10 protein-coding genes are annotated in these 13,973 nt (G+C 67.7%); 7 read left to right on the plus strand and 3 right to left on the minus strand.

Annotation, left to right across the window (positions count from 1 at the left end):
* From JOZ00_RS17065 to JOZ00_RS17090, 6 genes are all read left to right on the plus strand, one after another.
* Positions 1-4,334: amino acid adenylation domain-containing protein (locus tag JOZ00_RS17065; protein ID WP_293345608.1), on the plus strand; the 4,334-nt coding region annotated here is incomplete at its 5' end.
* Positions 4,331-8,734, plus strand: a complete 4,404-nt coding sequence (locus tag JOZ00_RS17070) for an amino acid adenylation domain-containing protein (protein ID WP_293345610.1) — start codon at positions 4,331-4,333, stop codon at positions 8,732-8,734. The genes JOZ00_RS17065 and JOZ00_RS17070, both read left to right, overlap by 4 nt.
* On the plus strand, positions 8,731-10,020 hold the full coding sequence (gene mbtG, locus JOZ00_RS17075) for an NADPH-dependent L-lysine N(6)-monooxygenase MbtG (protein WP_293345612.1): 1,290 nt from the start codon (positions 8,731-8,733) through the stop codon (positions 10,018-10,020). Before JOZ00_RS17070 ends, mbtG begins: the two co-directional genes overlap by 4 nt.
* Positions 9,998-10,213, plus strand: coding sequence for an MbtH family protein (locus JOZ00_RS17080; protein ID WP_293345614.1), 216 nt, complete (start codon positions 9,998-10,000; stop codon positions 10,211-10,213). Before mbtG ends, JOZ00_RS17080 begins: the two co-directional genes overlap by 23 nt.
* Before the next feature lie 237 nt (positions 10,214-10,450).
* Positions 10,451-10,999 (plus strand): hypothetical protein, encoded by a 549-nt coding sequence (locus JOZ00_RS17085; protein ID WP_293345616.1) that lies wholly within the window; start codon positions 10,451-10,453, stop codon positions 10,997-10,999.
* Between the two features lie 148 nt (positions 11,000-11,147).
* Complete coding sequence (locus JOZ00_RS17090) at positions 11,148-11,657, plus strand: hypothetical protein (protein WP_293345626.1); 510 nt, start codon at positions 11,148-11,150, stop codon at positions 11,655-11,657.
* Positions 11,658-11,696: 39 nt separating this feature from the next.
* On the opposite strand, the gene JOZ00_RS17095 is transcribed toward JOZ00_RS17090, so the two are convergent.
* The 3 genes from JOZ00_RS17095 to JOZ00_RS17105 all read right to left on the minus strand — a co-directional run bounded on the left by JOZ00_RS17095 (position 11,697) and on the right by JOZ00_RS17105 (position 13,588).
* Entirely contained in the window at positions 11,697-12,575 is an 879-nt protein-coding gene (locus tag JOZ00_RS17095) for a sigma-70 family RNA polymerase sigma factor (protein WP_293345618.1), read from the minus strand.
* Positions 12,572-13,168, minus strand: coding sequence for a carboxymuconolactone decarboxylase family protein (locus JOZ00_RS17100; RefSeq protein WP_293345620.1), 597 nt, complete (start codon positions 13,166-13,168; stop codon positions 12,572-12,574). The genes JOZ00_RS17095 and JOZ00_RS17100 overlap by 4 nt, the downstream gene beginning before the upstream one ends.
* Before the next feature lie 78 nt (positions 13,169-13,246).
* On the minus strand, positions 13,247-13,588 hold the full coding sequence (locus JOZ00_RS17105) for a type II toxin-antitoxin system VapB family antitoxin (RefSeq protein ID WP_293345622.1): 342 nt from the start codon (positions 13,586-13,588) through the stop codon (positions 13,247-13,249).
* 194 nt (positions 13,589-13,782) lie between these two features.
* On the opposite strand from JOZ00_RS17105, the gene JOZ00_RS17110 reads away from it, so the two are divergent.
* Positions 13,783-13,973, plus strand: a 191-nt coding sequence (locus JOZ00_RS17110; RefSeq protein WP_293345624.1) for an HTH domain-containing protein, incomplete at its 3' end; no start/stop codon positions are given.

Here is a 13,973-nt window from a genome sequence, read left to right on the forward strand (position 1 = left end):
TGCCCGGTGAGATCGCCGACAAGTTCCACTCCACCTTCGACGCGCTGCTGTACAACTTCTACGGACCGACCGAGACGGTGGTCAACGCCACCAGCTATCCGGTGGAAGGTGCGCAGGGCACCCGGATCGTGCCGATCGGGCGGCCCAAGATCAACACGCAGGTGCATCTGCTCGACAACGCGCTGCAGCCGGTGCCGGTGGGGGTTATCGGCGAAATCTACATCGGCGGAACCCATGTCGCGCACGGATACCATCGCAGGCCGGGATTGACAGCCGAACGTTTCGTCGCCGACCCGTTCACGGCGGGCGGCCGGCTGTACCGGTCCGGGGACCTGGCCCGCCGCAACGCCGACGGGGACATCGAGTTCGTCGGCCGCGCCGATGAGCAGGTGAAGATTCGCGGTTTCCGCGTCGAGTTGGGCGAGATCGCCGCCGCCATCTCGGTCGACCCCAGCGTCGGACAAGCGGTCGTGCTTGCGATGGACCTGCCCGGGTTGGGCAAGAGCCTGGTGGGATACGTCACTCCGGTCCCTGGCCAGACCGCGGAAACCGTTGAGGTCGAACGCATCCGCGCCAGGGTGGCTGTCGCGCTTCCGGACTACATGACTCCGGCCGCCTACGTGGCGCTCGACGAGATCCCGATCACCGCGCATCAGAAGATCGACCGCGCCGCACTACCGCAGCCACAGATCGCGGCCGGCGCCGAGTATCGTGACCCGAGCACCCCCACCGAACGTCGCGTCGCCGCACTGTTTTCCGCGCTGCTCGGCCACGACCGGGTGGGTGTCGACGATTCGTTCTTCGACCTGGGCGGCCACTCGCTGGTGGCGACCAAACTGGTCACCGCGATCCGCGCGGATTGCGGGGTCGAGATCGGGATCCGGGATGTCTTCGAGCTCGCGACCGTCGGACTGCTGGCCGAGCGAGTGGACCAGCTGAGTTCGGGCGAGGTCGACCAGTCGCGACCCAAGCTGATCGCGACGCCGCACGACGAGCCGCTTCCGCTCTCCGCGTCGCAGCTGCGCAGCTGGTTCGCGTACCGCATCGACGGGCCCAGCTGGGTCAACAACATTCCCTTCGCCGCTAAGTTGAGCGGTCCGTGGGATATCGACGCGCTGATCGCTGCCGCCGGTGACGTCGTGGCCCGCCACGAAATCCTGCGCACGACATATGTCGAAATCGACGGTGTACCTTACCAAGTGGTCAATCCGGTCAGCGAACTCCCGGTGCGCCGGGCCGTCTGGGATGGCGCCCACGGCGACGCCGAGACCTGGCTGCAGGAGCAGCTCGACATTGAGCGCCGGCATTGCTTCGAGCTCGACGGTGAACGGCCGATCCGGATCGCGGTGCTGCACGCCGGCGAAGACAGCACGGAGCACGTGTTGTCGCTGGTGGTGCACCACATCGCGTCCGACCACTGGTCGGCGGGGGTGCTGTTCGCCGATGTCATAACCGCCTACCGCGCCCGCCGAGCCGGGGAGGTCCCGGCGTGGGCGCCTCTGCGGGTGCAGTACGCCGATTACGCAGCCTGGCAGGGCGCGTTCCTGGGCGACGCGACCGGGCAGGAGTCCGCCGTGGCCGCGGAGCAGCGCGAGTACTGGACTCGGCAGCTGGCCGGGCTGCCCGAAGACACCGGGCTGCGCCCAGACTTTGCCCGCCAGCCGGTGCCGAGCGGGGAGGGCAAATCCGTCGACTTCCGCATTGACGCGGCCACCCGCGACAAGCTCACGGAGCTCTGCCGCGAACTGGGCATCACCGAATTCATGCTGCTGCAAACGGCGGTGGCCGTGGTACTGCACAAGGCCGGTGGCGGGGTCGACATTCCGTTGGGCACCCCCGTGGCCGGCCGCACCGAGGCCGAATTGGACCAGCTGATCGGCTTTTTCGTCAACATCCTGGTGCTGCGCAACGATCTGGACGGCAACCCGACGCTGCGTGCAGCGTTGACGCGGGCCCGGGAGACGGCGCTGGCCGCCTATGCGCATCAGGACCTGCCGTTCGACCGGGTGGTCGACAGCGTCAGCCCGGTGCGTTCGCTGTCGCGCAACCCGCTTTTCCAGGTCGTGGTGCACGTCCGCGATCATCTGCCCGCCACGCGGGTGATCGATTCGGCGCCACACGGCGAGCAGGACACCGTGTGCACCTCGCTCGACCCCGTCTTCGACATGGCGCACGCCGATCTCAGCATCAACTTCTTCGGAAACGACGGCACAGGGGATTCCGCAGGCGTCGGGTACAACGGCAACGTCATCTTCCGCACCGAGCTGTACAACCGGGCCACCATCGAGCGGTTGGCGGGCTGGCTGACCAGAGTGGTGACCGAGTTTGCCAGGGACATAGACCAGACTTTGCGAGACATTCGGCTGATCGACGTCGACGAGCAACGGCGCATCGTGGCGAACTGGAGTCGCGGCGATGAGCCGCCGCTCGACCGGCCGCGCACCATTCCGGAATTGCTTGTGCCCAGCCAGAATTGGGGACCCGACCGGATCGCGGTGCGTTGCGGCGACGAGCAGATCGATTACCCTGCGCTGCACCGCCGTTCGAACAACCTCGCGGCACTGCTCCTCGACCACGGGGTGAGGCCGGGGTCGCTGGTCGGACTGTCGGTGCGGCGCAGCATCGATCTGGTGGTGGCATTGGTGGCCATCATGAAAGCCGGAGCGGGTTACTTCCCGATCGATCCGGCCTACCCGCCGGCCCGCAAGCAGTTCATGCTCGACGACGTCGCACCGCCCGTCGTGCTGACAACGGTCGAAGCCAGGGACATGCCGGAAGTGCCCGGGGTCGAGCTGGTTTCGCTGGACGACCCGCAGGTGCGCACCGCGGTGGACAACGGCTCCCAGGCAAGGGAATTCGCCGCGCCGCATCCCGACGACCCGATGTACCTGGTGTTCACGTCCGGCTCTACCGGCAAACCGAAGGGCGCCGTGGGCACCCATCGCTCAATGTCGGCCCGGCTGGACTGGCAGCTGCGGAAATACCCACCGCGGACCAACGACATCCGGTTGGCGCAGGCCTCGATCACCTTCCTCGAAGGTGGCATGGAGATGCTGGCGGGACTGACGGCGGGCGCCACCATGATCCTCGCCGACGACTCCGAGATCCGCGACCCCGAAGCCCTTGGGGCGCTGATGAACCGGCATGCGGTCGCCCAGGTGACCGCGGTGCCCAGCCTGGTCTCGGCGCTGGTCGACACCTCACCCGAGTCGGTGCGATCGCTGTCGCGCCTGGTCTGCGGTGGGGAACCAGTCAGCGCGTCGTTGCTGCAGCGACTGGTGGCCGTGTGTGCCGGCGGCGACACCGAGTTGTTGAACAACATCGGTTCCACCGAGACCTCCGGCGCGGTGTCCCGCGGGCGGCTGAGTCTGCCGAATCCGCTTGTCGGTAAGCCCCTTCCGGGTGCGGACGCCTACCTGCTCGACGACGGGCTGCGGCCGGTGCCGGTCGGTGTGGTCGGCGAGCTGTACTACGCCGGCGACCAGCTGGCGCGGGGCTACTGGAAACGGCCCAGCCTGACCGCAACTCGATTCGTAGCCAATCCCTATGCCGCCCGGCCCGGTTCGCGTCTGTATCGCAGCGGTGACTTGGCGCGGTGGACCGAGGATGGTCAGCTCGAGTTCGTCGGGCGTGCCGACCACCAGGTACAGGTGCGCGGGTTCCGCGTCGAGTTGGCCGAGGTCGAGGCCGCACTGGCCGGGGCCGACGGTGTCGCAGGCGCGGCAGCCCGCACCTGGGAACTGCACGGCGGCACTTCGCTGGCCGGATACGTTGTGCCGCAAAGTCTGATCGCCGACGAAGCGGGCAAGGCCGCCTTCGCCAACGCGGTGCGAACCGCTATCGCCACGACGCTGCCGGGATACATGATGCCGTCGGTGACGGTGCTCGACGCGCTCCCCAAGACGGACTCGGGCAAGCTGAACCGCCCGGGCCTGCCGCGGCCGGCGGTCAGCACCAGCGGGCAGATCGAGCCGTCGCGCACCGACACCGAACGGGCTTTGGCCAGGGTGTTCGCCGAACTGCTTTCGACCCCGGAGGTCGGACGCTCCGACGACTTCTTCGCGCTCGGCGGCGACAGCATTCTGTCCGTCCAGTTGGCGTCGCGGGCCCGGGCGGCCGGGCTGGCGGTCAGCCCGCGCATGATCTTCGAGAATCCGACCGTACAGGAATTGGCCGCGGCTCTGGATTCGATGGGCGACGCGGAGATCGACGGCGAGCAGTCCAACGGGCACGCCGACACGCGGTTCGAGCCCATGAGCGCATCGGGACTGTCGGCCGCGGACCTGGCGGCGGTGACCGATCTGTGGTCGTCGTCGCGCGACGGGACATCATGACGGCCGCCAAAACCGATACCCCGCCGGGCATCGAGGACGTCATGGCGCTGAGCCCTCTGCAGGAGGGCTTGTACTCGCTTACCACCCTCGCCGAATTCGCCGAAGGCGAGGCCGCCGACGATCCATATCTGATCGGGATGGCCGCCGACATTTCCGGTGCACTCGACGTCGACTTGTTACGCGATTGCGCGACAAAGATGTTGATCAGGCACCCGAACCTGCGGGCCAGCTTCTTCAGCCGGGGGATCACGCGCCCGGTCCAGATCGTGCCGTCCCAGGTCGACCTGCCCTGGCGCATTGTCGCCGCCACGCCCGAAGAAGTGCCGACGCTGGAGGCGGGCGAACGGCGACGGCCCTTTGATCTGCAACGCGGACCGGCGCTTCGCTTCCTCCTGATCGAATTGCCATACGCGCATTGGCGTTTGGTGCTCACCGCGCATCACATCGTGATCGACGGCTGGTCGTTGCCGGTGTTCGTCAACGAGATGATGATCCTGTACCAGGCCGGCGGAGCTCCGTCGGCGTTGCCCGTCGCTCCGCGTCCGTACCGCGACTACATCGGTTGGCTGGCGGCCCGCGATCCGGCTGCCAGCGAACAGGTTTGGCGCCGGCACCTATCCGGCTTGCCGGGTCCCACCCTGTTAGCGGCCTCACTGGGTTCGGTCGAGGGGCAGCGGATGGCGTTGCCGCGCACCACCGAACTGCGCTTGACGCCCGAGGCGACCAGGCGACTGGCCGACGGCGCCCGCGCTCGCGGCGTCACCGTCAACACGCTGGTCCAAATGGCGTGGGCGCTGGTGTTGTCCCGGCTGACCGACACCCACGATGTGGTGTTCGGGGTCACGGTGTCGGGTCGGCCGGCGGAATTGGCCGGCGTGGAAACGATGATCGGTCTGTTCATCAATACCGTGCCGATGCGGATTCGGCTCGACCCGGCCGCGACTGTCGGTGATCAGTGTGGCGCGGTGCAGCGCAATGCCGCGCTGCTGCGCGAGCACAGCTACCTCGGGCACGCCCAGCTGCGCGCGCTCGGCGGGGTCGGGGAGATGTTCGACACCCTGGTGGTGTACGAGAACTTTCCGCTGGACGGACTGGCCGCCGGCGGCGAATTGACCGCGGCAGGTGCGACATTCCGGCCCACCGCCCTGCAGAACCTGTCCCACTTCCCGATCACGATCGCCGCGCATATGGCCGGCGGTGAACTGGTGGTGCTGGTCGAAGTGATCGACGGCGCACTGGGTGTCGCCACCCCGGACGCACTGGGTCGGCGGGTCTTGCTGACCGCCGAGCGCATCCTGCAAGGCTGGCAGCGCCCGCTGCGCGAGCTCAGCGTCCTGTTTGACGATGAAGCGATCCAATCGCGGGTCGCCCCCCTCGCCCCGACGCCCGGAATCCATGCGCGATTCGCGGAGGCCGCGGCCCGGACGCCGGACAACATTGCGCTCAGCTGGGCGGGTGGCGAAATGAGATACCGCGAGCTCAACACTCGCGCTGACCGGTTGGGCGCGCAGCTCGTGCGAAATGGCGTGCAGCCCGAAACCCCCGTTGCGATAAGGCTTTCACGCGGACCCGAATACGTCATCGCCATGCTCGCGGTGCTCAAAGTAGGCGGAATGTGTGTGCCGCTGGAGCCGGGAATGCCCTCCGAACGCGTGAATTCGATTCTGCGCCAAACCGGAGCGTCGATGGTCCTGGACGACGAGCTGATCGCGTGCAGCGGTAAGGGCCCCACCGACTTCCGCCCCGTCGATGTCCCGCCAGACCAGGCCGCCTACGTGGTCTTCACTTCGGGCACGACGGGAGAACCCAAGGGCGTCATAGGAACTCATGCGGCGGTCGGGGCCTACGCCGATGATCATCTGGAAGCGGTGGTAGGGCCCGCGGCCACCCGGTTGGGCCGTCCGCTGCGTATCGCGCACGCGTGGTCGTTCGCCTTCGACGCCGCCTGGCAGCCGTTGGTCGCGCTGCTCGACGGACACGGTGTGCACATCGTTGACGAGCAGATCCAAACGGATGCCGAGGCGTTGGTCCAGGCGATCGCCGAGCACGGCGTCGACATGATCGACACCACCCCTTCGATGTTTGCTCAACTGTCCGCGTGTGGTTTGCTGAGCGCGGTTCCGCTCACGGTGCTGGCGCTGGGCGGCGAAGCACTGGGCAGCTCCGCGTGGACCCTGATTCGCGCGGAGTGCGAGCGCGCCGGGATGACGGCGTACAACTGCTACGGCCCCACCGAGACGACGGTCGAGGCGGTGGTGGCCGCCATCGCCGAGCATGACGAGCCCTCCATCGGGCGACCGACTCGGCACACCCGTGCCTACGTGTTGGATTCGGCGCTGCGCCCGGTGCCGCACGGCGCCACCGGCGAGCTCTACCTGGCCGGCGCTCAATTGGCCCGCGGATATTTCGGGCGCGCGGCCGAGACAGGTCAGCGGTTCGTCGCCGATCCGTTCGCGGCCGGTGAACGGATGTACCGCACCGGCGATGTGGTGCGCCGGGGACCGGACGGCTCGCTGCGGTACGTGGGCCGCGCCGATACGCAGGTGAAGATTCGCGGCTACCGCGTCGAGCCGGGCGAGATTGCCGCCACGCTCGAATCACATCCCGCCGTGCGGCATGCGGGGGTTTTGGTGCGACAGCGAGACGGCGCGGCGCGGCTGACCGCCTATCTGGTGCCCGACGCGGCCGCCCAGCCACCGTCGGCGGCAGACCTGCGCGGCTGGCTCGGTATCCGGTTGCCCCGCTACATGATTCCGCACCGAATCGTCACCGTCGGTGAGATCCCGCTGACCGCCAACGGCAAGCTGGACGAGGCCGCGCTGGCCGCGATCGATGCCGCCGCGGTGACCGACGGCGGCGGAGCCGAACCCGCGTCCGCGATGGAAACCGCGTTGTCCGAATTGCTCGCCGAGCTGCTGCCCCAGCCGCGGGTCGACGTCACCGCGGACTTCTTGCAGCTGGGCCTGGACAGCATCGTGGCGCTGTCGGTGGTGCAGGCCGCGCGGGCGCGCGGGATTGCGCTGCGCGCGCGGCTCATCCTCGAGTGCGCCAACATCCGGGAGTTGGCGGGAGCGATCGACTCCGAAGCGGCTACCGCCGACCAGCCCGGCGACGAGGGCTCCGGGCCAATGCCGTTGCTGCCCAACGGTCGATGGCTCTACGAGCACGGCAACCCGCGCAGGCTGGCCCAGACCGAAGCGATTCGGTTGCCCGACAACGTGACTCGTGAGCAACTCGACGCCGCGTTGGCAAGCATCGTCAACGGTCACGAGGTGCTGCGCAGCCGGCTCGATCGTGCCACCATGACGCTGGTCCCCGCGTCTGTCGGCGAGATCGTCGAAGAGGTGGCGGTGGCCGACGATCTGCGTGCCGTAGTGGCCCCGCACGTCGCGCGCGCCGTCGGGCGGCTGGATCCCGAAGCCGGCACGCTACTGGCCGCCGCGTGGCTGCGCCCCCCGACCGGTCCGAGCGTTTTACTGCTGGCCGCCCACGTCGTCGCGCTCGACCCCGCGTCATGGCGAGTCGTTCTCGGCGAATTCGCTGCCGCCCTAACGGCTTTGGCAACCGGCCACGCACCGGCACCGGTCCGCGAGCACACCAGCTACCGGCGCTGGGCCGCCGCACTCAGCGAGCGCGCTCATCGGTTGGACACCGTCCAATTCTGGGCGTCGCAACTGCACGGCGACGATCCCGACCTCGGTGCCCGACGCCTCGATCCGCGTCGCGACCGGGCCGGCGATCTGCTTGTCCGCAACGCCGTCACCGACGCCGACATCACTCGGCGGCTGCTCGATTCGGGCCTGCCGTTGCCCAACCTGTTGATCGCCGCGATCGCGGCAACGGTGACCCGTTGGCGCGAACGCCGCGGCCAGCCCACGCCACCCGCACTGCTGGCGCTCGAAACGCACGGTCGCGCCGACAGTTTGGTGGACGGACCGGGTGCGCGCACCATCGACACCGGCGACACCGTGGGCCTGCTCAGCTCCATCTATCCGGTGCGGGTGGATTCGGCCGACCCGCGACGGGTGGGGGAGCAACTGGCCGCAATGCCGGGCGATGGGATCGACTTCGGCTTGCTGCGCTACCTGCGCGCCGACACGGCCGAGCGGCTCGCCGGTTACCCGCCCCCGCAAGTGTTGCTGAACTATCTCGGGGCCGCCCACACGGACGGCGGGACCGGGTTGACGCTCGAGCGCGAGTTGCTCGCCGGGGTGTCACCGCTGCCGGAGCCCGACCTGGCGGTGCGCCACGAGCTGACCATCTTGGCCATGGTGCTGACGTCGGGCGGGGAGCGGGTGCTTGCCGCACAGTGGCGAGCGCTGCCCGACATTCTCGATGACGCGGATATCGCTGCGCTACAGGAGCTTTGGATTGACTCACTGCGGGAGACGGTGAAATGAGCACACTTGCGGTTCTGGGTGCGGGAGCCAAGGCGGTCGCGGTGGCTGCCAAGGCTTTCGTGCTGCGCGAAATGGGCGTTGAGGTTCCCGACGTGGTGGCTGTCGAGCGGATCGGCGTCGCAGCGAACTGGCAAGCCAGCGGCGGCTGGACCGACGGGGCGCACCGGCTGGGTACCAGCCCGGAGAAAGACGTCGGCTTTCCTTATAGATCTGCGCTGGTCCCGCGCCGCAACGCCGAGCTGGACGAACGGATGACCCGGTACAGCTGGCAGTCGTATCTGATCGCCACGGCGTCATTCGCCGAGTGGATCGACCGTGGCAGGCCGGCACCGTTGCATCGCCGGTGGAGTCAATATCTGGGCTGGGTCGCCGATCACGTCGGCATGAAAGTGGTGCACGGCGAGGTCGAACGTCTGGCGGTCAACGGCGATCGGTGGGCGCTGCACACCCACGAAACCACCGTGGACGCCGACGCCCTGATGATCACCGGGCCCGGCCAGGCCGAGAAGTCGCTGCTGCCGGGAAACCCGCGGGTGCTGTCCATCGCCCAGTTCTGGGATCGCGCCGCGAGCCACGATCGGATCAGCGCGGAGCGAGTCGCCGTCATCGGCGGTGGCGAGACGGCCGCGGCGATGCTCAACGAACTGTTTCGACACCGGGTGTCCAGCATTACCGTCATATCCCCGCAGGCGACGTTGTTCACCCGCGGGGAGGGGTACTTCGAGAACTCGTTGTTCTCCGACCCCACCAACTGGCCGGCGCTCACCCTGGCCGAACGCCGCGACGCCCTGGCCCGCACCGACCGCGGAGTTTTCTCGTCGAACGTGCAGGAAGCGCTGCTGGCCGATGACCGCATCCACCACCTCCGCGGCCGGGTCGCGCATGCGGTGGGCAGGGACGGGCAGATCCGGCTGACGCTGTCCACCAATCGCGGCAGCGAGAACCTGGAGACCGTGCACGGGTTCGATCTGGTGATCGACGGTTCCGGGGCCGACTCGCTCTGGTTCGCATCATTGTTCAGTCAGGACGCGCTTGACCTGCTCGAACTCGGGTTGGGTGGACCGCTGACCGCCGAGCGACTGCAGGAGGCGATAGGTTACGACCTGGCGGTTACAGACGTCACGCCCAAGTTGTTCCTACCGAACTTGTCCGGACTCACCCAAGGACCCGGCTTTCCCAACCTAAGCTGCTTGGGAATGCTTTCTGACCGAGTGTTGGGATCGACCGCGGGTACTTCGAGGTATCCGACTGTAAGGAGACGCGATGAGCATCAACCCCTTCGATGACGACAACGGCACCTTCGTGGTGCTCGTCAACGACGAGGACCAGCACAGCCTGTGGCCGGTCTTCTCCGACGTTCCGGCCGGCTGGCGCGTCGCTTTCGGCGAGGCCACCCGCGCGGAGTGCCTCGACTACATCGAGAAGAACTGGACCGACATTCGGCCGAAGAGCCTGCAAGAGTCGATCAAAAACCGCTGACGCTCGGCGCGACGGGGCCCGAGAATCCCGGGCCGCCGCTTACCCGCCCTGCGCAAGCGCTAGTCGCCCGCCATGCCCTCGCTGTCGTAGCGTCGCCGTAACGTGACCCGCCTGAGACTCAAATTCCAGTCACAGCAGGCACACTTACACCAACTACACCATGGAAGACGCGTAACCGCGTGGGGCCACGTTCGACGAGATCCCGCCAGGTCCATGCGCATCGAAGGGGGACTCCTCGTGAAAACCGTGAAATCCATTGCCACCGGCGTTGCGGCCTTCGCCGTCGTCGGAAGCGCTGCCGGCGTCGCAGCTTCTATTGCAGCGCCGAGCGGCCTGGGACAGGTCGAGCTGGCCGCGGTCGGCGCACCTTACGGGGCGTTGCCGCAGGACCCGCCGCCTCCTCCGCCGCCGCCCCCGCCCGGGGTGCCCGGACAGCTGCCCAGCCCTGACCAGCTCGCCGGTCTGTGCAACCAGGCCACCGACCCCGGCGTCAACTACTCGGCGAAGGCCAACCTGATCGAGAACGGCATCACCCCCGACGAGGGCCGCGTGGCCGACCACGACCTGCGCAAGGCCTACCGCAACGGCAACTTCCCCGAGCAGTTCAACGTGACGAACATCCAGCCGGCCGGCCCCAACATGGCCCAGGCCGACGTCGCCATCAGCGGACCGAAGTTCGCCGGGCCGGTGAACAAGCACCTGGTGTTCGTCAACCAGGGTGGCAACTGGGTTCTGCAGCACGACGCAGCGATCGCTTTGATCCAGGCGTCGACGGCGACGAACTAGGCGACTACACGGCGGGTCACTGAGCCCGCACATAGCCATCGCACAGATTGCTCATGAGTTCTTCTCATGGCGCGGTCTTAGCGTGACTGTGCTGGCGTCGGGCGCCTTGCTGACCGTCGTCGAAATTCGGGCCCACCAAGGGGGATTCGTGAAGACCGTGAAATTGTTTGTCACCGGCGCCGTGGCGCTGGCCGTCATCGGCGGCGCGGCCGCCGGCATTGCGTCGTTGCCGAACGTGCCGGCCCCCTTGCAGCTGACCGCTGTCGGGGCGCCGCTTCCGCAGGATCCGGTGCCGCCGGCACCGAACGCCAACGTCCCGACTCCCGATCAGCTGACTGGCGTGCTCACCAGCCTTGCCGACCCCAACGTGTCGTTCACCAACAAGAGCAATCTGGTTGAGGGCGGCATCAGCGGGTCGACGGCGCACATGGCCGACCACGAGCTGAAGAAGGCGGCCAAGAACGGCGACCTGCCGTTGGCCTTCAACGTGACGAACGTCCAGCCGGGCGCCACACCGGATTCTGTGACCGCGCAGGTTTCGGTGTCGGGTCCCAAGCTGCCCAGTCCGGTCATGCAGAACGTCACGTTCATCAACCAAGGCGGCTGGGTGTTGTCGCGTTCTTCGGCGATGGAGTTGCTCCAGGCCGCAGGACACTGATTCCTCAATCCGGACGAATAGCGGACGCTTCGACGTCCGCTATTCGCGCGTCGGGCCCAGGTCGAGGTTGGCGACGCGTTCCGGGTCGGCCAAGACGTCGATCGCCGCGACCCGCCCGTCGCGCACCACGAAACCCATGACGGCCGTGGCGCGGCCGCCGACGAAGATGACTGCCCCGGCGGCGCCGTTGACGGTGGCGGCGCGCACCTCGCGGTTCGGCCCCGCGTAGCTGCGGGCCAGCTTGGCCACCGAGCCGGCTCCCTCGGTGTGGAATGCCGGCGCGGCGGGGCCAAAGTCGCCGCGCAGCACCACGTCGGGATGCAGCACCGAAACCAGTCGGTCGAAGTCGCCGCTGCGCCCGGCGGCGAAGAAGGCGTCGACGGCCTCGCGCTGCGCAGCCGGGGCGGCGTCGGGAAGGGGTTCGGCCCGTTCGATCCGTCGGCGTGCCCGGCTGGCCAGCTTGCGGGTCGCCTCGGGTGTCCGCTCGACGATGGGTGCGATTTGTTCGAACGGGACGGCGAATGCGTCGTGCAGCACGAAGGCCAGCCGCTCGTCGGGCGGCAACGTATCGAGCACCACGAACAGCGCCAGCCCCACCGCGTCCGCCAGCATCGCCCGGTGTTCGGGATCGAATTCGCCCTCCACCTCGACGATCGGGTCCGGGAGGTGACCGGCCAGTTCCTCCTTGCCGCGAATCCGTCGGGCGCGCAACATGTTCAGGCAGATGCGGGCCACCGCGGTCGTCAGCCAGGCGTCGAGATTGACGATCCCGGGATCGGCGCTGCCGTTGAGCCGCAGCCACGCCTCCTGCACCGCGTCCTGAGCGTCCTCGATCGAGCCGAGCATGCGATACGCGACGGCGCCCAACTGCGGCCGCGCCGCCTCGAAACGCGCCGTCAGCGAAGCGTCCACGGTCAAGCGCCACCGCCGTCGGGCAGGGCGCACACCCGATCGCCGGAAAAGCCGGACGACCCGATGTCGAGCGCGATGTTGAAGCGGGCACGCAGATTGCCCAGCGTGATGACGTGGGTGAGGCCGACGAGTTGGGCGGTGTCGAAGTGCGCGCGCAGCGCGTCGAACAGCCGATCGCTCACCTCGACCGGGGTGCGGCTGATCGCGGCGGCGTACTCGAGGATCAGCTTGTCGACGTCGGAGAAGCAGGCGGCGCTCCGGTAGTCGGCCATCCCCAGCAGCTCCTCGTCGGTGAGACCCCACCGCCGGGCGATCTGCGAACCGAGATCGATGCAGTACTCGCAGCGCACCGTGGTCGCCGACTTGAGTTCGGCCAGCGCGCGCTGCCGCGGAGTGAGCACGTCAAGCTTCGCCTCCGCCTGTTCGAGTTTGCCGTACGCGTTCAGCAACCTCGGGATGTGCGCATACATGCGCAACGGCTCCAACATCCCCGCGGTTTCAAGCCCGGTCATCTGCGCCAGCTTCCGTTTGGTGAAGAAGAAGGCGATCTTGGCGCTCAGGCCGGCGTCGCGGTCGGATACTCCTGGCAGGCGGGACATGGCGAACCTCTTCGAATAGTCGCGGTGGGGACCTGTGTGGCCCTCACTACGTCGACACCTGGGGACGCGCAAACGTGACTAGTCCCCGAAAGTCGAACCCGACGCCTGAGTCTGCTGGCTCAGCGGCACATCCATGTCGTACACCCGGGCGTGTAACACCGTGCGGTTTCGCAGCGCGGCGCGCACGGCGCGGTGCAGGCCGTCCTCGAGATAGGTGATGCCCTTCCACCGCACCGCGTGCGGGAAGAGATCGCCGTAAAAGGTGGAGTCCTCGGAGAGCAGCCGGTCCAGGGCGAGCACGGTGGTGGTAGTGACCAGTTCGTCCAGCCGGATCTGCTGCGGGGGAATTTGAGACCAGTCCCGATAGGACAGCCCGTGCTCAGGGTACGGCTTGCCCTCGCGCACGCCTTTGAAAATCATTGGTAAATCATTGCCCGATCTTTTCCGACGCGTTTGGTATGGCCCGGCCCATTCATGCTGGAGAGGCTAGTCGGGGGAGGCGGCGATGACGCGGCGCGCCCCTGCCTCGGCAAACGCCTGCTGGTAGGGGTCGGCGGGGCTTGAGACCGTAAAATAGACCAAGTCAATGTGGTGTGGAGGGAGGTGGGCACGAAATGGGGAGCGCCGACGATCGTCGCTTTGAGGTGTTGCGCGCCATCGTCGCCGATTTCGTCGCCACCAAGGAACCAATCGGTTCGAAGACTCTGGTCGAGCGCCACAACTTGGGTGTTTCGTCGGCCACCGTCCGCAACGACATGGCGGTGCTGGAGGCCGAGGGCTACATCGCGCAGCCGCACACCAGCTC

Source organism: Mycobacterium sp., assembly GCF_019243155.1.
Taxonomy (GTDB): domain Bacteria; phylum Actinomycetota; class Actinomycetes; order Mycobacteriales; family Mycobacteriaceae; genus Mycobacterium.

Coding starts and splice junctions, on each gene's coding strand:
- JOZ00_RS17070 (WP_293345610.1), top strand. CDS start 4,331: ATGACGGCCGCCAAAACCGATACCCCGCCGGGCATCGAGGACGTCATG.
- mbtG (WP_293345612.1), top strand. CDS start 8,731: ATGAGCACACTTGCGGTTCTGGGTGCGGGAGCCAAGGCGGTCGCGGTG.
- JOZ00_RS17080 (WP_293345614.1), top strand. CDS start 9,998: ATGAGCATCAACCCCTTCGATGACGACAACGGCACCTTCGTGGTGCTC.
- JOZ00_RS17100 (WP_293345620.1), bottom strand. CDS start 13,168: ATGTCCCGCCTGCCAGGAGTATCCGACCGCGACGCCGGCCTGAGCGCC.
- JOZ00_RS17105 (WP_293345622.1), bottom strand. CDS start 13,588: ATGATTTTCAAAGGCGTGCGCGAGGGCAAGCCGTACCCTGAGCACGGG.